We start from the raw sequence: 18,291 nt of genomic DNA on the forward strand, positions 1-18,291 counted from the left end.
CGGATAGACGGGCGCGACTCAGCGTCGCGCAGGTGAATCAGCCGCGGTGTCGCGATTCCACTGCGTTGCGCAGGGTATCGATCAACGCCTGAATACGGGCGTGCTGCATCTTCATCGAAGCCTTGTTGACCACCAGGCGCGAGCTGATCGTGGCGATCAGTTCCTGAGGTTCCAGGCCGTTGGCGCGCAGGGTGTTGCCGGTGTCGACCACGTCGATGATCTTGTCCGCCAGACCGATCAGCGGCGCCAGTTCCATCGAGCCGTAGAGCTTGATGATGTCGACCTGACGGCCCTGCTCGGCGTAGTAACGCTTGGCGACGTTGACGAACTTGGTCGCCACGCGCAGACGGCCCTTGGGCTCCGGCGCACCGATCTTGCCGGCGGTCATCAGCTTGCACTGGGCAATTTGCAGATCCAGCGGCTCGTACAGGCCCTGGCCGGTGTATTCCATCAACACGTCTTTACCAGCGACACCGAGGTCGGCCGCGCCATGCTCGACATAGGTCGGCACGTCGGTGGCACGCACGATCAACAGACGTACGTCATCCTGAGTGGTAGGGATGATCAGCTTGCGGCTCTTGTCCGGATTCTCGGTCGGCACGATGCCCGCTTCAGCGAGAAGCGGCAGGGTGTCGTCAAGGATGCGGCCCTTGGACAGTGCGATGGTCAACATGGGAAACGTCAGTCCTTATCAAGGTACTCATGTCCGGTCGCAATCGGCGCCGGACACACATCGAGCCGGATACCGGCTCGACTCGAAACAAATTCAGTGGACACTTCCCTGTGTCCGCATGCAGCAATCAGCCCGGAACGCGACGGATCTTGGCGCCCAGCATCTGCAGTTTTTCTTCGATGCACTCATAACCACGATCTATGTGGTAGATGCGGTCGATCAGGGTATCGCCTTCGGCGACCAGGGCCGAGATCACCAGGCTGGCCGACGCACGCAGGTCGGTCGCCATCACAGGCGCGCCCTTCAGCACATCAGTACCGGTAACGATGGCGGTGTTGCCTTCGACCTGGATCTTGGCGCCCATGCGGTGCAGCTCGTACACGTGCATGAAACGGTTTTCGAAGATGGTCTCGATCACCGCACCGGTGCCTTCGGCAATGGCGTTGAGCGAGATGAACTGGGCCTGCATGTCGGTCGGGAACGCCGGGTACGGCGCAGTGCGCACGTTGACCGCTTTTGGACGCTTGCCGTGCATGTTCAGCTCGATCCAGTCTTCACCGCTGGTGACTTCAGCACCGGCTTCGCGGAGCTTTTCCAGAACGGCTTCGAGGATGGTCGGATCGGTGTCCTTGACCTTCACACGGCCACCGGTAACCGCTGCGGCCACCAGGTAGGTGCCGGTTTCGATACGGTCAGGCATGACTTTATAGAAGCACGAACCCAGGCGCTCTACGCCATCGATGGTGATGGTGTCGGTACCGGCGCCGGAAACCTTGGCGCCCATGGCGTTGAGGAAGTTCGCCAGGTCGACGACTTCCGGCTCGCGCGCGGCGTTCTGCAGCACGCTGCGACCCTTGGCCAGGGCAGCCGCCATCATGATGTTTTCGGTACCGGTCACACTGACGGTATCGAAGAAGAAACTTGCGCCGCGCAGGCCACCTTCAGGCGCCTTGGCCTTGATGTAGCCGCCTTCGACGTCGATCACCGCGCCCATGGCTTCGAGGCCACGGATGTGCAGGTCCACCGGACGCGAACCGATGGCGCAACCGCCAGGCAGTGCGACTTCAGCTTCACCGAAGCGGGCAACCATCGGGCCCAGTACCAGGATCGACGCACGCATGGTTTTCACCAGTTCGTACGGGGCGATCAGGGTCTTGATGGTGCGCGGATCGATTTCGACGCTGAGCTTCTCGTCGATCACCGGCTCGATGCCCATGCGACCGAACAGCTCGATCATGGTGGTGATGTCGTGCAGGTGTGGCAGGTTGCCAACGGTCACCGGGCCATCGCACAGCAGGGTGGCAGCCAGAATCGGCAGGGCGGAGTTCTTTGCCCCGGAGATGCGGATTTCGCCATCAAGACGAACGCCGCCGGTAATAATCAATTTATCCATAAGAATCTCGACGCCCTTAGGCTCAGGTGCGCTCGGCCCAGGCCGCGCTGCTGAAAAATTTCATAGTGACCGCATGGATGCTGCCATCGGTGATCCATGGGTTCAAATGGGCATAGATCTGCTGCTGACGCTTCACCGGGCTCAACGCCGCCAGTTCATCGCTAATCACGTTCAGCTGGAAATTGCAGCCTTCGCCCTCAACTTCTACCAACGTTCCGGGCAGCTTTCCTTCAAGGAAGCTCTTCACTTCTACGGCCTGCATGCTCAACCTCAATCGGCGCCCTGTGCGCACGGGTCGGACATCATACAAAAAAGCCCCGCGCCTGCGAACCCCGCATTGGCAGGACTCTGACGGGGGGCTTCTTTATCGATGCGGGTTCAGGGGTGCGCCAGCAACTCGGTCAGTTCACTGACCTGAGCGATCTCGCGCATGTCTTCCGGCATCGCGCGGATGCTGACGGCCTTGCCGGCCGCCTGGGCATCGCGCATGAAGCACAGCAGCAAGGACAAGCCGACGCTGCTGGACTTCTTGACTGCCGAGCAATCGATCACCAGCGATGCCGCCTTGCTGGACTTGATCAGCGCCTGGCCTTCCTTGCGCAGGTCGGGACCTGTGCGGTAGTCCAGCACACCGCTGAGCAGTAGCTCGTCGACATCACTCATACGAACTGCCGCCTCATTCATTGCGCTGGCTTCGCGGCAGCTTTGTCGGTTTCTTCCTTGGCCTTGGCCACTTCACCGGCCCAACCATTGATGGTCTTGTCCAGGTCGTTGCCATTGCGTTGCATCGCATCGGCGAACTGATCACGGAACAGCTTGCCGATGTTGATGCCGTTGATGATCACGTTGCGCAGTTTCCACTCGCCGTTGATCTTCTCCAGCGTGTACTGCACAGGGTAGATCGCGCCGTTGCTGCCCTTGACGGTCATGCCGACGCTGGTGCGATCGCCCGACTCGTCCTTGGCAGGGTCAACCGTGATGCCCTGGTTGTTGTATTCGAGCAAGGCGTTGCCGTAGAACTGGAACAGGCCTTTCTTGAAGTTTTCCTGGAAGGTCTGCATCTGGGCAGGCGTAGCCTTGCGCGAATACTTGACCGTCATGATGCTTTTGGAAATGCCTTCGGCATCCACCACCGGACCGACAATGCTGTTCAGGGCGGCATAGAAGTCGGCCGGATCCTGCTTGTACTTCGCTTTATTGGCCGAAAGATCGGCCAGCATCCGGTTCGTGGTGTCCTGAACCAGATCGTGCGCCGACTGTCCGGGTGCAGCGTTGGCCAGCAGCGGCAGTGCCGCGAGCAACACCAACAGGCCACGTCGCAAGGTAGAGATCATTCAAAAGCTCCTCATTTGGCGTCTTTGCTAACGGTATTGAGCAGGAATTTACCGATCAGGTCTTCCAGTACCAGAGACGACTGCGTGTCATGGATGGTTCCACCATCCTTCAGGCGAGTATCTTCCCCGCCCACACTGATACCGATGTACTTCTCGCCCAACAGGCCAGCGGTCAGGATAGACGCTGTGGAGTCGGTCGGCAGGTTGTCGACCTTTTTATCCACCTGCAGGGTTACCCGACCGGTGAAGCTGTCGCGATCCAGATCGATGGCCGTGACCTTGCCGATGGTCACACCGGCCATGGTCACTTTGGCTCTGACCGTCAAACCGGCGATATTGTCGAAGTAGGCGTAAAGCTTATAGGTGTCGGTGGTCGAAGTCGGAGACAGGCCACTGACCCGCAGAGCAAGCAGTAACAAGGCCAGGATCCCTGCCAGCAGGAACAGGCCGACACCGATTTCCAGGGTGCGGTTTTGCATCAGAAATCTCCAAACATCAAAGCGGTCAGAATAAAGTCCAGGCCCAGTACCGCCAGCGAGGCGAATACCACGGTCTTGGTGGTGGCGCGACTGATGCCCTCGGAAGTGGGCTCACAGTCATAGCCTTGGAATACGGCGATCCAGGTCACGACGAAGGCGAAAACGACACTTTTGATGACGCCGTTGAGCACATCGCTGGTGAAGTTCACGCTGTTTTGCATGTTCGCCCAGTAGGAGCCTTCATACACCCCAAGCCAGTCGACAGCCACCCACGAACCGCCCCAGATGCCCACCACGCTGAAAATCATCGCCAGCACCGGCAGGGAAATGAAACCGGCCCACAGACGCGGGGCAATAATGTATTTGAGCGGATCGACGCCGATCATTTCCAGGCTGGAAAGCTGTTCGGTGGACTTCATGTTGCCGATTTCGGCGGTCAGTGCCGAACCGGCACGCCCGGCAAACAGCAGCGCCGTGACCACCGGCCCCAGCTCACGCAGCAACGTCAGGGCCACCATCTGCCCCACCGCCTGCTCCGAACCGTAGCTCGACAGAATACTGAAGCCCTGCAGCGCCAGCACCATGCCGATGAAGATCCCGGACACGACGATGATCACCAGCGACATCACGCCAACCGAATGCAGTTGCTTGACCAGCAGACCGAAACCGCCGCTGATGCCACCACGACCGAGCAAGGCGTGAAACAGGAACAGGGTCGCGCGGCCAAACACCGCGACAGCGTCGATCGCGGCTTCGCCGAAGCGGCGCACACGTTCTATCAATGAAATTCTGCGCATCAGCGCTTCCCCAGAAGATCTGCGCGGTAATCCGTCGCTGGAAAATGGTACGGCACCGGGCCGTCGGGGTTACCGGTCATGAACTGGCGAATACGGGGTTCATCCGAATTCATCAACTCGTCCGGCGTACCCTGCCCCAACACCTGACCATCACCTACTACATAGATGTAGTCAGCGATGCTCGCGGTCTCGGCCAGATCGTGGGACACCACGATGCTGGTGATGCCCAGCGCATCGTTGAGCAGACGGATCAGACGGACCAGCACGCCCATGGCGATCGGATCCTGACCGACGAACGGCTCGTCATACATGAGAATCTGCGGATCGAGGGCAATCGCACGAGCCAGGGCAACACGACGTTTCATGCCTCCCGAAAGCTCGTCGGGCATCAACTCGATCGCGCCACGCAGACCCACCGCCTGCAATTTGAGCAGGACGATGTCGCGGATCATCTCATCCGGCAATTGGGTATGAACACGCAGGGGGAAAGCGACGTTCTCGAACACATCGAGATCGGTGAACAGTGCGCCGCTCTGAAACAGCACGCCCATGTGCTTTCGCGCATCGAACAGATCACTGCGCGACAGCGTCGGCAGGTTCTGACCGTTGACCCACACTTCCCCGCTGGAAGGACGCAATTGCGCACCCATCAAACGCAGCAGCGTGGTCTTGCCACACCCGGAAGGCCCCATGATGCCGGTGACCTTGCCGCGCGGGATGCGAATATCGACGTTATTGAAAATGCTGCGCGCACCGCGCTTGAAGGAGACTCCCTTCAGCTCGACCGCGTAGGCGTTATCGGCACTCATCTAAACTCCTTGCGATGCAGCCTCTCACTCGGACGCCTGGCTTTCCTTGGAAAGCACATACCTCCCGGGCGGGCCGAACTGGCGGCGAACTATATCACTGCAATCGCCAAGCCCCCAAGGCCCAAGGCCGTCCGTGTTCAGCGTTATGACAGGCCTGACGGCTCTTTTCAGGCGTTTTTAGTGACGAGGAATGACAAAGCACGACGAACTTGCGTGAGGCTTTTCAACATAACCGCTATAATCGCCGCCTTTTCATCGGGCTATACGATTTCTGACATGAGCCAATCCAGCGACCTGATTCAATCGGCACAACGCACCATCCGCCTCGAAGTGGAAGCCGTACAAGGCTTGTTGCCCCATATCGACGCCGATTTCGTACGCGCTTGCGAGATGATTCTGGCCAGCAAAGGCCGTGTGGTCGTGGTCGGCATGGGCAAATCCGGGCACGTCGGCAACAAGATTGCTGCAACCCTGGCCAGCACCGGCACCCCGGCGTTTTTCGTGCATCCAGCCGAAGCCAGCCACGGCGACATGGGCATGATCACCCGCGACGACGTGATCCTCGCCCTGTCCAACTCCGGCTCGACCAACGAAATCGTCACCCTGCTGCCTTTGATCAAACGCCTGGGCATCCAGTTGATCAGCGTGACCGGCAATCCGCAGTCGCCGCTGGCCAAGGCCGCCGAGGTCAATCTCAACGTGCATGTCGAGCATGAAGCCTGCCCGTTGAACCTGGCGCCAACGTCCTCGACCACCGCTGCATTGGTCATGGGCGACGCGCTGGCCGTGGCGCTGCTGGAAGCCCGTGGTTTTACCGCTGAAGATTTCGCTTTTTCCCACCCGGGCGGCGCGCTGGGCCGACGTCTGCTGCTGAAAGTCGAAAACGTCATGCACGCCGGCCAGGAGCTGCCACAGGTGCAACGCGGCACCCTGCTCAAAGACGCGCTCATGGAAATGACCCGCAAGGGCCTGGGCATGACCGCGATTGTTGAAGCCGACGGCAAACTGGCCGGGATCTTCACCGATGGCGATCTGCGCCGCACGCTGGACCGCAGCATCGACATCCGTAGCGCCACCATCGACCAGGTCATGACCGCGCACGGCAAGACCGCACGGCCCGAAATGCTCGCCGCCGAAGCGCTGAAAATCATGGAAGACCACCGAATCAACGCACTGGTTGTCGTGGATGAAGAAGATCGCCCGATCGGCGCCTTCAACCTCTCCGATCTGCTGCGTGCAGGAGTGATGTAATGACAACCGATCTGCTGCAGCGCGGCAAAGCGATCAAACTGGCGGTATTCGACGTCGACGGCGTCCTCACCGACGGTCGCCTGTACTTCCTTGAGGACGGCAGCGAATTCAAGACTTTCAATACCCTCGATGGCCAGGGCATCAAAATGCTGATGAACGCTGGCGTCGAAACTGCGATCATCAGCGGTCGCAAGACACCTGTGGTCGAGCGCCGGGCGAAGAACCTCGGTATCCCGCACCTGTTTCAGGGTCGCGAGGACAAATTGGTGGTTCTGGACGGCCTGCTGGCGCAACTGGGCCTAAGCTATGAACAGGTCGCCTACCTCGGTGACGACTTGCCTGACCTGCCGGTGATCCGCCGTGTAGGCCTGGGCATGGCCGTTGCCAATGCTGCCGACTTCGTGCGCGAACACGCCCATGGCGTCACTCGGGCTCGCGGTGGCGAAGGCGCTGCCCGCGAATTCTGCGAATTGATCCTGCGCGCCCAGGGCCGCCTCGATGCGGCCAACGCCGCGTACCTGTGAGCCAAATCATGTTTAGCAAAAAATTTCGCAACTTCCTGCTGTTCGGCTGTATCGCTGCCATGTTTGCGGCGGTCGGCTACTGGAACATCAGCCCTGAGCGTTTCCTCGACAAACCTGTGGTCAAGGTCGAAGACACGGCCATCGACTGGTACGCCACCAACACACATACCCTGCAATACCTTCCGGACGGCAAGCTGCAGTACGAGATGACCTCCGACAAGGCCGAGCACCTGAAAGCGACGGACGTGACCCTGGTCACCAAACCCGACCTGAACATGTTCCGCGGCACCGAATTCCCATGGCACGTGACCAGCGAGCGTGGCGAGGTGAATCCTGACGGAACGCAGGTAGAACTGATCGACTCGGTACGCATCAAGCGCACCGATGAAAAGAACCGCGACACCCTGATCACCAGTACACGAATGACGGTGTTCCCTCAGCAGCAATATGCGCAGACCGAGCAACCCGTTAGAATCGACGGCGCTGGCGGTGTATCGACTGGCGTGGGAATGAAGGCGTATTTGAAGGAAAGCAGGATACACCTGCAATCGAACGTAAGAGGACAGTATGAGGCTCGTTAAAACCCTCCCTATTTTGCTCAGTCTGGGCGCAGCACTGGGAAGCGTGAGCGCCTGGGCTCTGCCGAACGATCAGCAGCAACCTATCCGCATTCAGGCCGACGACGCACAACTGGACGACAAGAACGGCATCGCCACCTATAAAGGTGATGTGATCATCACCCAGGGCTCGATGATCGTTAAAGGCAACACGGTGACCATCACCCGCACCCCGAGCGGAGACATCGATGTCGTGACCTCGGTCGGCAACCTTGCCTACTTCGAGCAATTGCAAACCGCTGGCGACGCCAAGCCAGTTCAGGGCTGGGGCGTGACGATCCAGTACCATGCCGCGCAAAACCGCGTCGTGCTGATCGACAAGGCCAAGGTTGTCGACAAGGACAACAACACCACCCAGGGCGAGAAAATCGTCTACGACACCGTGAAGAAACTGGCCAGCGCCGGTCGCGCTACCGGCAGCAAGGTCACTGAAGCGCGTCCGCGCATCGACATGGTGATCCAGCCGAAGAAGAAAACCGACGAGAAAACCCAGTAATGGCAACTCTGAAAGCTCAGCACCTGGCCAAGGCCTATAAAAGCCGCCAGGTCGTGCGCGACGTCAGCCTGTCGATCGACAGCGGCCAGATCGTTGGCTTGCTCGGCCCGAACGGCGCCGGCAAGACCACCTGTTTCTACATGATCGTTGGCCTGGTGCAGGCCGATCAGGGTCGTGTGCTGATCGACGATCTGGACGTCAGCCACCAGCCAATGCACGGCCGCGCCAAGGCCGGTATCGGCTATCTGCCGCAAGAAGCGTCGATCTTCCGCAAACTGTCGGTAGCCGACAACATCATGGCGATCCTCGAGACCCGCGCCGAACTCGACAAGGCCGGGCGTCGCAAGGAACTGGAAAGCCTGCTGCAGGAATTCCACATCAGCCACATCCGCGACAACCTCGGCATGAGCCTGTCCGGTGGTGAACGCCGCCGGGTGGAAATCGCTCGGGCCCTGGCCACCGCACCGAAATTCATCCTGCTCGACGAACCGTTCGCCGGTGTCGACCCGATCTCGGTCGGCGACATCAAGCAGATCATCCATCACCTCAAAGCCAAGGGCATCGGCGTACTGATCACCGACCACAACGTCCGCGAGACCCTGGATATCTGCGAAACCGCTTACATCGTCAACGACGGTCAATTGATCGCCGAAGGTGACGCTGCAACCATCCTCGCCAACGATCTGGTGAAGGAAGTGTACCTGGGCCACGAGTTCCGCCTCTAAAGCGCGAGCACACCCGGCCAGCCGTTGGGGTGCTGTAACGTTGAAGCTGATTTTTATACGCTTTTATTGTTACAGCGCTCTAGGCAAACACGACAGTTTCAGGCATATAATTTGCTTAAGTTTGGCGCTTCGGCGCCCTGTAGTGGATGGCGCATGCGCGCCGGCGAATAAGGTGTTAAGCCCCTGCCATGAAACCATCGCTAGTCTTGAGAATGGGCCAGCAGCTGACGATGACACCGCAGCTGCAACAGGCCATCCGCCTGCTCCAATTGTCCACCCTGGACCTGCAACAGGAAATCCAGGAGGCCCTGGAATCAAATCCGATGCTCGAACGCCAGGAAGACGGCGACGACTTCGACAACTCCGATCCTTTGGCCGACAACGCCGAACAAAAGCCCAATACCGAGATTCAGGAACCGTCCTATCAGGAAACCGCCCCGACGGTGGACAACCTGGAGGATGGCGAATGGAACGAGCGCATCCCTAACGAGTTGCCCGTCGATACCGCCTGGGAAGACGTCTACCAGACCAGCGCCAGCAGCCTGCCCACCAGCGATGACGACGAGTGGGACTTCACCACCCGCACCTCCGCCGGGGAAAGCCTGCACAGCCATCTGCTGTGGCAGCTGAACCTGGCGCCAATGTCCGACACGGATCGCCTGATTGCCGTGACCCTGATCGACTGCATCAACAATCAGGGCTACCTCGACGAAACCCTCGAAGAAATTCTCGACGCCTTTGATCCGGAGCTCGACATCGAGCTGGACGAGATCGAAGCCGTCCTGCATCGCATCCAGCAATTCGAACCAGCCGGAATCGGTGCGCGCAATCTCAGCGAATGCCTGCTGCTGCAACTGCGTCAGCTGCCCGCCAAGACCCCTTGGCTGAACGAAGCCAAACGTCTGGTCAGCGACTACATCGATCTGCTGGGCAGCCGCGACTACAGCCAGCTGATGCGACGCATGAAGCTCAAGGAAGATGAGCTGCGTCAGGTCATCGAACTGGTGCAGAGCCTCAACCCGCGCCCGGGTTCGCAGATCGAATCGACCGAAGCCGAGTACGTGGTGCCCGACGTCATTGTGCGCAAGGACAACGAACGCTGGCTGGTCGAGCTGAACCAGGAGTCGGTACCGCGCCTGCGGGTCAATGCGCAATATGCAGGCTTCGTCCGCCGTGCCGACACCAGCGCCGACAACACTTTCATGCGCAATCAGCTTCAGGAAGCGCGCTGGTTCATCAAGAGCCTGCAAAGCCGCAACGAAACCCTGATGAAAGTCGCCACCCAGATCGTCGAGCATCAGCGCGGCTTCCTGGAATACGGTGACGAAGCCATGAAACCGTTGGTCCTGCACGACATCGCCGAGGCGGTCGGCATGCACGAATCGACGATTTCCCGGGTCACCACCCAGAAATTCATGCATACCCCGCGCGGTATTTATGAACTGAAATACTTTTTCTCCAGCCACGTCAGCACCTCCGAAGGCGGCGAATGCTCGTCCACGGCGATCCGCGCGATCATCAAAAAACTGGTTGCGGCGGAAAATCAGAAAAAGCCGTTGAGTGACAGCAAGATCGCTGGTTTACTGGAGGCACAAGGCATTCAGGTGGCTCGCCGCACCGTCGCCAAGTACCGCGAATCCCTCGGGATCGCGCCTTCGAGCGAACGCAAGCGGTTGATGTAAGCCACGTTACAGCGTTCCAGTGGCAGGCTATCCGGCCTGCCGCTTTATGCACTGGCAACGAAGGAGAAGCTGTATGCAAGTCAACATCAGTGGACACCAACTGGAAGTGACCGAACCTCTGCGCGCTTACATCAACGAGAAACTCCAGCGATTGGAGCGCCATTTCGACAAGATCACCAACGTGCAGGTCACGATGTGCGTCGAAAAACTGAAGCAGAAAATCGAAGCCACCTTGCATATACCCGGCAGCGAAGTGGTCGCCAACGCGGAACATACCGATATGTACGCGGCGATCGACGCCTTGACCGACAAGCTGGATAAACAACTCAAAAAGCATAAGGAAAAGACCCAGAGCCTGCTCCAGGGCGCGACCGGTCGATAACCCCCCACCCCATGATCCGACTTGAAAGTATCCTGACCCCCGGCCGTTCCCTCGTGAACGTGCCGGGCGGCAGTAAAAAGAAAGCCCTCGAACAGATTGCCAACCTGATCGCCCGCGAAGTGCCGGATCTGGAGATGCAGGATGTCTTCGAGGCGCTGATCGCCCGTGAGAAACTCGGTTCCACCGGTTTCGGCAACGGCATCGCCATTCCCCACTGCCGCCTCAAAGGCTGCGAAGCGCCTATCAGCGCATTGATGCACCTTGATGCCCCCATCGATTTCGATGCCATCGACGGCGCACCGGTTGACCTGCTGTTTGTCCTGCTGGTCCCGGAAGCGGCCACCGATGCCCACCTGGAATTACTGCGCCAGATCGCCAGCATGCTCGATCGCAAGGAAGTGCGCGAAAAACTGCGCAGCGCACCGAGTAACGAAGCCTTGTATCAGGTCGTCCTGAGCGAGCAGAACGGTCACTAATCATGCGCTTGATCATTGTCAGCGGCCGCTCCGGCTCGGGTAAAAGCACCGCACTGGATGTCCTTGAGGACAACGGCTACTACTGCATCGATAACCTGCCGGCCGGCCTGTTGCCCGAACTCGCCGAACGCGCTCTGGTTCACACCGAACTGGCCCAGCCGCTGGTGGCTGTTTCGATTGATGCCCGCAACCTGCCAAGCCACCTGTCGCGCTTCCCCGAGCTCCTGGAAGAAGTCCGCAGCCGGCACATCCAGTGCGACGTGCTCTATCTGGATGCCGACGAGGAAACCCTGCTCAAGCGTTTCTCGGAAACCCGTCGGCGCCACCCGTTGAGCACCGCCAATCGCTCGCTGGCCGAAGCCATTCATGACGAGACCGCCCTGCTCGGCCCGATCGCCGACCTGGCCGACCTCAAGGTCAACACCACCAATCTGAACCTGTACCAGTTGCGCGACACCATCAAGCTGCGCCTGCTGAACCAGCCAGAGCCGGGCACGGCCTTTCTGGTCGAGTCGTTCGGCTTCAAGCGCGGCATGCCGGTGGATGCGGACCTGGTGTTCGACGTACGCTGCCTGCCCAATCCGTACTGGAAGCCGGAACTTCGCGCGCAATCGGGTCTCGATGCACCGGTCGCCGAATACCTCGCGGCGCAGCCGGAAGTCGAAGAGATGTTTCAGGACATCTACGGCTATCTGAATAAATGGCTGCCGCGCTTCGCCGCGAGCAACCGCGCCTATGTCACCATTGCCATTGGCTGCACCGGCGGGCATCACCGCTCCGTTTACCTGACCGAACGCCTGGGTCAGGCCCTGCAGAAAACCCTGAAGAACGTCCAGGTTCGCCACCGCGACCTCACTTAAAGGATTCACACCGCGATGCCTGCTCTGGAAATCGAAATCATCAATAAACTGGGTTTGCATGCCCGAGCGTCGGCCAAGTTCGTCGGGGTAGCGGGCCAGTTCCCGGATTGCACGATCAGAGTGGGGCGCACGCCGGAGACCACCGTTGACGGCAAAAGCATCATGGCGATGATGATGCTCGCCGCCGGCAAGGGCACCAAAATCTATCTGAGCACCGAAGGCCATCAGGAAAAGGAAGCGCTGGATGCGCTGGTGGCATTGATCAACAACTACTTCGACGAAGGCGGTTGATCGCCTGTTGTGGCGAGGGAGCTTGCTCCCGCTCGGCTGCGTAGCAGTCGTCAATACGGTGCAACTGGCAGATAGCGAATGGGGCCGCTTCGCAGCCCAGCGGGAGCAAGCTCCCTCGCCACAATTCAACTCAACCCAACGCCGTATCCATCACCATCATCAGACAGAACCCGATCAGCAAGCCAAGACTGGCGAGCTTGTCATGACCATTGCGTCGCGACTCGGGGATCACCTCATGGGTCACCACCAGCAACATCGCTCCCGCCGCCAGTGCCAGCCCCAATGGCAACAACAGCTCCGCCAGGCCGACCAGCCACGCACACAACAGGGCAAACACCGGCTCGACCAGACCTGACGCTGCGCCGATCACGAACGCCTTGACCCGCGACATCCCCGCCCCGGCCAACACCAGCGCAATCACCAGCCCTTCCGGCACATCCTGCAAGGCAATGCCCATCGCCAGGCTGTCCGCGTCGGGCATGCCGCCGCCCGCCGACACGCCGACCGCCATGCCTTCAGGAATGTTGTGGGCAATGATCGCGAAGACGAACAGCCAGATTCGCGGTGGAATCACCGGGTGTTCAAGGGTGCCGACCAGCATTTGCGCAGAGGCGCCGGACAAGCGCAGATCCACCAGATACAGGGCACACGCACCGAGCAGGATGCCAAAGCAGATCAGGCCACTGGCGGCCCATGGTGTCAGACCCAGGCTTTCAGCGGCTGCGATGCCGGGCACGATCAGCGAAAACGCCGTCGCGGCCAGCATCACCCCTGCTCCAAACCCCAGCAACGTATCGCCAAGTGCCTGTGGCATGTTGCGAATGACCAGCACCGGAACAGCGCCAAGCGCTGTGCCGAGTGCGCAGATCGCACCACCCTGCAACGCCCGCGACAGTCGCGGCTCCAGACTTAGCCACTCCAGTCCATGGGCGACCAGCAAGGTCATGCCCGCCAACAGCAACAACGATCCCACGGCGTAACGAAACATACGCCCACCGCCGATCGTCAGTGTCTCAGTGCCCATAGTCAGCCTTGGATTGTTTTTATAGAAGACTTAAACCAGTGCGGCCTGATAACGCGCGGCGACTTCCGGCCAGTTGATCACGTTGTAGAACGCGTTGATGTATTCCGGGCGACGGTTTTGATAACGCAGGTAGTAGGCGTGCTCCCAGACGTCCAGACCGAGAATCGGCGTATTGCCGTTCATCAGCGGGCTGTCCTGATTGCCGCTGCTTTCCACGATCAGTTTCTTGTCGGGTGTGACGCTGAGCCAGGCCCAGCCACTGCCGAACCGGGTCAACGCGGCTTTGGTGAACGCTTCCTTGAAACGCTCGAGCCCGCCCAGTTGTTCATCGATTGCCTGGGCCAGCGCGCCATCAGGCTTGCCACCACCGTTGGGCACCATGACTTCCCAGAACAGCGAGTGGTTGGCGTGTCCGCCGCCCTGATTGATCACGGCCGCGCGGAGTTTTTCCGGCAATTGCTGGACGCTGGCGACCAGTTTTTCAACCGGCCACTCGGCAAACTCGGTGCCTTCAACCGCCGCGTTGAGGTTGTTGATGTAGGTCTGGTGGTGCTTGGTGTAGTGGATTTCCATGGTCTGCGCATCGATATGCGGTTCCAAGGCGTCGTAGGCGTACGGCAAGGCAGGCAACGTAAAAGCCATTTTCAGTGAACTCCATGGTGATGTGTGGCTGGCGCGCGACGCGCATTGCCGGTATCCGGATGCAGCAGACGCTGGGTGCGCGGGTATTCGCCGTGCTCGCTGATGAAATTCAGCAGTTCGACGTAGGTCTTGCTGCTCTGGCGCAACGCCGCTTCCCGCAGGGCCGGACGCAGGCGCTCGTCCTGCATGGTCTGCAACAGCCGTTGATGAATCGCGCAAAGGTATTCGGCGCTCTCCTCCGGTTGATTCAGGCGCAGGTGCAGATCCGCGAGGTTGTGGTGGGAGACGACGCAGGCCGCCACCGCTTCGTCGGCATCGGCCCAGCGTTCGAACAGCACTTGCGCCAGGGCCAGGGCTTGCAGGTAAGCCTCGCGGGCATCGATCAGCTCGCCGAGCATGAAGCAGCGATTGGCCCGTTCGATCGTGCGTTTCCAGTGCTCCATGGTGAACCTCCAAAGCGGTTGCGGTATTTACACGCCGCCAGCGGTGAGTTTCTCGGGGTTGAGCAACTCTTCCAGCTGGCTGCGTGACAGGTCGGTGTGCTCCAGCGCGACGTCGATCACCGGGCGGCCCTGCTTGTAGGCTTGCTTGGCGATTTCGGCAGCTTTCTGGTAGCCAATGATCGGGTTGAGCGCGGTGACCAGAATCGGGTTGCGCGCCAACGCTTCCTTGAGTCGTGCCTCATTGACCTTGAAGCTGGCGATGGCCTTGTCACCAAGCAGACGGCTGGCATTGGCCAACAACTCGATGCTGCTCAGCAGGTTCTGGGCAATGACCGGCAGCATCACGTTCAGCTCGAAGTTGCCCGACTGCCCGGCGATGGTGATCACCGAGTCGTTGCCGATCACTTGGGCGGCAACCATCGCGGTGGCTTCCGGGATCACCGGGTTGACCTTGCCCGGCATGATCGACGAGCCCGGTTGCAGGCCCTCGAGTTCGATTTCACCGAGACCGGCGAGCGGACCGGAGTTCATCCAGCGCAGATCATTGGCGATTTTCATCAGCGACACGGCGGTGGCCTTGAGCTGGCCGGAGACCGCAACGGCGGTGTCCTGCGAACCGATCAGGGCAAACAGATCCTTGCCCGGGGTGAACTGCACATGGGTCAGCTGACTCAGGTGGCGACTGAAGCGCGCGGCGAATTCCGGGTGGGCGTTGATCCCGGTTCCCACCGCCGTGCCGCCCTGCGCCAGCGATTGCAGGCTTGGCAGCAAATCCTGCAGGTGAGCGATGTTGGCCTTGAGCTGCTGCGCCCAGCCATTGAGCACCTGACTCATGCGCACCGGCATCGCGTCCATCAAGTGCGTGCGACCGGTTTTGACGTGCTGGTGCACCTGCCCGGCTTTGTTTTCGATGACCTGTACCAGGTGCAGCAGCGCCGGCAGCAATTGCTCGTGCAACGCCAGGGTGGCACTGACGTGGATGGTGGTCGGAATGATGTCGTTGCTGCTCTGGCCGCAGTTGACGTGATCGTTCGGATTGACCGGTTCGTCCAGCAGACGGCTGGCGAGGGTCGCGATCACTTCGTTGGCGTTCATGTTGGAGCTGGTGCCGGAACCGGTCTGGAAGATATCCACTGGAAAATGCTGCATGAAGTCGCCTTCGAGCAGGCCTTGCGCCGCGTCACTGATGGCCTTGCCTTGCGCCGCGCTGAGCTGATTGAGTTCGACGTTGGCCCGCGCCGCGGCGGCTTTGGCGAGGATCAGCGCGCGAATGAATTGGGTCGGCATCGGTTTACCGCTGATCGGGAAGTTATCCACCGCACGCTGGGTCTGCGCGCCGTAGAGAGCGTCCACCGGCACCTGCAGTTCGCCCATGCTGTCGCGCTCAATACGTGTCTTGGTCATCGGTAAATCCTTGGACTAATTCAATGAGAGGAATCGAGGGTTGCAACTCGCAGGTGGCGAGCTGCCAGGTGTAGCGCTGCCAACGCTGGAGCCGGCAGTTGCACAGCGACAGGCGCTCCATTTCACGCAACGGACGCCAGGCTTGATCAAGACACAGGCTGCGCCAGTGCCACGGCAACGCGATGTCGGTGGCCGTGTCGAGCAGCAGACGGAAGGCGGTTTCAGCGATGGTCCAGGGAGAGGTAGCTGTGCAGCAGGCCAGATAACGGCCCTCGGCCAGGTAATGTTCGATCAGGCGCGGTTCGTCAGGATCCATCGCGCAGCGGATCTGGCGACTCATCCAGCGCCAGCTTTCGAGGTACGGCTGCTCGTGCAAGGCAGAACTCATGATCCGGGACTCGTTCGGAGATGAGATTCATTATTAGATGATAATGAGAACCAAAACAAGAGTGCCTTGGCAGGAGCTGCCGAAGCTGGACATAAAAAAGGCGCGCCATCCGAATTGGGTGGCGCGCCTTTTTGCGTAGCGGAATTGGAGGTCAGCTGCCCGCGACAGTCATCCGCTCGATCAGCACCGAGCCCGTACGAATGTTGCTGCGCAGTTCCAGATCATTACCGACCGCAACGATCTGCTTGAACATATCGCGCATGTTGCCGGCGATGGTCACTTCCTGCACCGCGAACTGGATTTCGCCGTTCTCGACCCAGAAACCCGCCGCCCCGCGCGAATAGTCGCCAGTGACCATGTTCAAGCCATGGCCCATCAGCTCGGTCACCAACAGGCCACGGCCCATACGGCGCAGCAATGCCGCCTGGTCTTCATCACCGTGGGTCACGAACAGGTTGTGCACGCCGCCAGCGTTGGCGGTGCTCGGCATGCCGAGTTTGCGCCCGGAGTACGTACCAAGGATGTACGACACCAGCTCACCCTTCTCGACGAACGGTTTGGCATAGGTAGCCAGGCCATCACCGTCGTAGGACGCACTGCCCATGGCGCGCATCAGGTGTGGACGCTCGTCGATGGTCAGCCATTCCGGAAACAGCTTCTGCCCCAGCGTGCCTTCAAGGAACGAGGACTTGCGGTACAGGCTGCCGCCGGAAATCGCCGAGAGGAAGCTGCCGAACAATCCGCCCGCCAGCTCGGCGGAAAACAGCACCGGCACTTCGCAGGTCGGTACCGGACGCGCGCCCAGACGGCTCGCTGCTCGTTGTGCGGCACGCTGGCCGATACTCACCGGATCCGCCAGCAGACTGCCCTGGCGATTGACGTCATACCAGTAATCACGCTGCATCTGGCCGTCGGCCTCGGCGATCATCACGCAACTGAGGCTGTGTCGGGTCGACGCGTAACCGCCGACGAAACCGTGGCTGTTGCCATACACGCGGCAGCCCTGATGGGTGCTGAGGGTGGTGCCGTCAGCGTTCTTGATCCGCGCATCGGCGTCGAACGCCGCCGCTTCACAGAGCAACGCCTTCTCGATGGCCTGCTCCGGGGTGATGTCCCATTCGTGGAACAGGTCGAAATCCTGCTGATCCTTGGCCATCAGCGCCGCATCAGCCAGGCCCGAAGCTTCGTCTTCAGAGGTGTGCTTGGCGATCGCCAGTGCGGCGGCGACGGTTTCACGAATCGCGTCAGGCCCGGTGGCGGAGGTGCTGGCCGAGCCTTTGCGCTGGCCGACGTACAGGGTGATGCCGAAACCCTGGTCGCGGTTGAATTCGACCGTCTCGACTTCACGCTGGCGCACCGACGTCGACAAACCCTGCTCCAGCGACACTGCGACTTCGCAGGCACTGGCGCCCTGACGCTTGGCTTCGGCGATGATCTGCTCGACCTGTTCCTGCAGTGCCGGCAATGCCTGCGGGCCGACGCTTTGAACTGCACTCATGCTCATCTCCACTCAAATTCTGCTTTCGGCTGGGGTCATCGAGCGACCGGGCCGGACAAGCGGCCCCCGACTGGTTATCATGGCGGCGTTTCTTTGCGGACTG

At 60.2% G+C, this 18,291-nt stretch carries 24 protein-coding genes; 10 read left to right on the forward strand and 14 right to left on the reverse strand.

The genetic code is table 11. The features are described from left to right. Positions 1-37 precede the first annotated feature (37 nt). The 8 genes from hisG to HBN98_RS04260 all read right to left on the reverse strand — a co-directional run bounded on the left by hisG (position 38) and on the right by HBN98_RS04260 (position 5,485). Entirely contained in the window at positions 38-673 is a 636-nt protein-coding gene (hisG, locus tag HBN98_RS04225; RefSeq protein WP_007912384.1) for an ATP phosphoribosyltransferase, read from the reverse strand. Positions 674-800: 127 nt separating this feature from the next. Then, entirely contained in the window at positions 801-2,066 is a 1,266-nt protein-coding gene (murA, locus tag HBN98_RS04230) for a UDP-N-acetylglucosamine 1-carboxyvinyltransferase (protein ID WP_064585991.1), read from the reverse strand. 22 nt (positions 2,067-2,088) lie between these two features. Beyond that, a complete protein-coding gene (locus HBN98_RS04235; protein WP_007912386.1) occupies positions 2,089-2,328 on the reverse strand; it encodes a BolA family protein in 240 nt (79 codons plus the stop codon). A gap of 116 nt (positions 2,329-2,444) precedes the next feature. After that, positions 2,445-2,750: an STAS domain-containing protein gene (locus HBN98_RS04240; RefSeq protein WP_027610853.1), complete on the reverse strand. Its 306-nt coding sequence runs from the start codon at positions 2,748-2,750 to the stop codon at positions 2,445-2,447. Then, positions 2,747-3,400 carry an MlaC/ttg2D family ABC transporter substrate-binding protein gene (locus tag HBN98_RS04245; protein ID WP_064585990.1) on the reverse strand — a complete coding sequence of 218 codons (654 nt, stop codon included), beginning with the start codon at positions 3,398-3,400 and terminating at the stop codon, positions 2,747-2,749. The genes HBN98_RS04240 and HBN98_RS04245 overlap by 4 nt, the downstream gene beginning before the upstream one ends. A gap of 11 nt (positions 3,401-3,411) precedes the next feature. Continuing rightward, complete coding sequence (gene mlaD, locus HBN98_RS04250; RefSeq protein WP_007967220.1) at positions 3,412-3,879, reverse strand: outer membrane lipid asymmetry maintenance protein MlaD; 468 nt, start codon at positions 3,877-3,879, stop codon at positions 3,412-3,414. Then, positions 3,879-4,676 (reverse strand): lipid asymmetry maintenance ABC transporter permease subunit MlaE, encoded by a 798-nt coding sequence (gene mlaE / locus HBN98_RS04255; protein WP_027610851.1) that lies wholly within the window; start codon positions 4,674-4,676, stop codon positions 3,879-3,881. Before mlaE ends, mlaD begins: the two co-directional genes overlap by 1 nt. Beyond that, on the reverse strand, positions 4,676-5,485 hold the full coding sequence (locus HBN98_RS04260) for an ATP-binding cassette domain-containing protein (RefSeq protein WP_003221703.1): 810 nt from the start codon (positions 5,483-5,485) through the stop codon (positions 4,676-4,678). Before HBN98_RS04260 ends, mlaE begins: the two co-directional genes overlap by 1 nt. Positions 5,486-5,761: 276 nt before the next feature. On the opposite strand from HBN98_RS04260, the gene HBN98_RS04265 reads away from it, so the two are divergent. The 10 genes from HBN98_RS04265 (at position 5,762) to HBN98_RS04310 (ending at position 12,789) form a co-directional block, all read left to right on the forward strand. Continuing rightward, complete coding sequence (locus tag HBN98_RS04265) at positions 5,762-6,736, forward strand: KpsF/GutQ family sugar-phosphate isomerase (protein ID WP_064585989.1); 975 nt, start codon at positions 5,762-5,764, stop codon at positions 6,734-6,736. Beyond that, positions 6,736-7,260: a KdsC family phosphatase gene (locus HBN98_RS04270; RefSeq protein ID WP_007967216.1), complete on the forward strand. Its 525-nt coding sequence runs from the start codon at positions 6,736-6,738 to the stop codon at positions 7,258-7,260. Before HBN98_RS04265 ends, HBN98_RS04270 begins: the two co-directional genes overlap by 1 nt. Before the next feature lie 8 nt (positions 7,261-7,268). Further along, on the forward strand, positions 7,269-7,841 hold the full coding sequence (gene lptC / locus HBN98_RS04275) for an LPS export ABC transporter periplasmic protein LptC (protein ID WP_064585987.1): 573 nt from the start codon (positions 7,269-7,271) through the stop codon (positions 7,839-7,841). Next, positions 7,828-8,373 (forward strand): lipopolysaccharide transport periplasmic protein LptA, encoded by a 546-nt coding sequence (lptA, locus tag HBN98_RS04280; protein ID WP_083367005.1) that lies wholly within the window; start codon positions 7,828-7,830, stop codon positions 8,371-8,373. Before lptC ends, lptA begins: the two co-directional genes overlap by 14 nt. Next, on the forward strand, positions 8,373-9,098 hold the full coding sequence (gene lptB, locus HBN98_RS04285; RefSeq protein WP_003221693.1) for an LPS export ABC transporter ATP-binding protein: 726 nt from the start codon (positions 8,373-8,375) through the stop codon (positions 9,096-9,098). The genes lptA and lptB overlap by 1 nt, the downstream gene beginning before the upstream one ends. Before the next feature lie 188 nt (positions 9,099-9,286). Beyond that, positions 9,287-10,780: an RNA polymerase factor sigma-54 gene (locus HBN98_RS04290; protein ID WP_064585985.1), complete on the forward strand. Its 1,494-nt coding sequence runs from the start codon at positions 9,287-9,289 to the stop codon at positions 10,778-10,780. A gap of 73 nt (positions 10,781-10,853) precedes the next feature. Next, positions 10,854-11,162, forward strand: a complete 309-nt coding sequence (gene hpf / locus HBN98_RS04295) for a ribosome hibernation-promoting factor, HPF/YfiA family (RefSeq protein ID WP_064585984.1) — start codon at positions 10,854-10,856, stop codon at positions 11,160-11,162. Between the two features lie 11 nt (positions 11,163-11,173). Then, a complete protein-coding gene (gene ptsN / locus HBN98_RS04300) occupies positions 11,174-11,638 on the forward strand; it encodes a PTS IIA-like nitrogen regulatory protein PtsN (protein WP_025109459.1) in 465 nt (154 codons plus the stop codon). A 2-nt stretch (positions 11,639-11,640) separates the two neighbouring features. Continuing rightward, a complete protein-coding gene (gene rapZ / locus HBN98_RS04305) occupies positions 11,641-12,498 on the forward strand; it encodes an RNase adapter RapZ (protein WP_064585983.1) in 858 nt (285 codons plus the stop codon). A gap of 15 nt (positions 12,499-12,513) precedes the next feature. Beyond that, positions 12,514-12,789, forward strand: coding sequence for an HPr family phosphocarrier protein (locus HBN98_RS04310; RefSeq protein ID WP_047291306.1), 276 nt, complete (start codon positions 12,514-12,516; stop codon positions 12,787-12,789). Positions 12,790-12,919: 130 nt separating this feature from the next. Here HBN98_RS04310 and HBN98_RS04315 read toward each other — a convergent pair whose 3' ends face one another. The 6 genes from HBN98_RS04315 to pmbA form a co-directional block, all read right to left on the reverse strand. Further along, on the reverse strand, positions 12,920-13,813 hold the full coding sequence (locus HBN98_RS04315; RefSeq protein ID WP_083367006.1) for a ZIP family metal transporter: 894 nt from the start codon (positions 13,811-13,813) through the stop codon (positions 12,920-12,922). Between the two features lie 30 nt (positions 13,814-13,843). Next, entirely contained in the window at positions 13,844-14,455 is a 612-nt protein-coding gene (locus HBN98_RS04320; protein ID WP_083367007.1) for a superoxide dismutase, read from the reverse strand. 2 nt (positions 14,456-14,457) lie between these two features. After that, entirely contained in the window at positions 14,458-14,898 is a 441-nt protein-coding gene (locus HBN98_RS04325; RefSeq protein ID WP_064585979.1) for a hypothetical protein, read from the reverse strand. 27 nt (positions 14,899-14,925) lie between these two features. After that, positions 14,926-16,302: a class II fumarate hydratase gene (locus HBN98_RS04330; RefSeq protein ID WP_083367008.1), complete on the reverse strand. Its 1,377-nt coding sequence runs from the start codon at positions 16,300-16,302 to the stop codon at positions 14,926-14,928. Beyond that, on the reverse strand, positions 16,283-16,690 hold the full coding sequence (locus tag HBN98_RS04335; RefSeq protein ID WP_064585977.1) for a hypothetical protein: 408 nt from the start codon (positions 16,688-16,690) through the stop codon (positions 16,283-16,285). Before HBN98_RS04335 ends, HBN98_RS04330 begins: the two co-directional genes overlap by 20 nt. A 151-nt stretch (positions 16,691-16,841) precedes the next feature. Then, entirely contained in the window at positions 16,842-18,188 is a 1,347-nt protein-coding gene (pmbA, locus tag HBN98_RS04340; protein ID WP_064585976.1) for a metalloprotease PmbA, read from the reverse strand. Between the last annotated feature and the right edge of the window lie 103 nt (positions 18,189-18,291).

Origin of the sequence: Pseudomonas koreensis, from assembly GCF_012986595.1 — a bacterium.
GTDB classification, from domain to species: Bacteria; Pseudomonadota; Gammaproteobacteria; order Pseudomonadales; family Pseudomonadaceae; genus Aquipseudomonas; species Aquipseudomonas koreensis.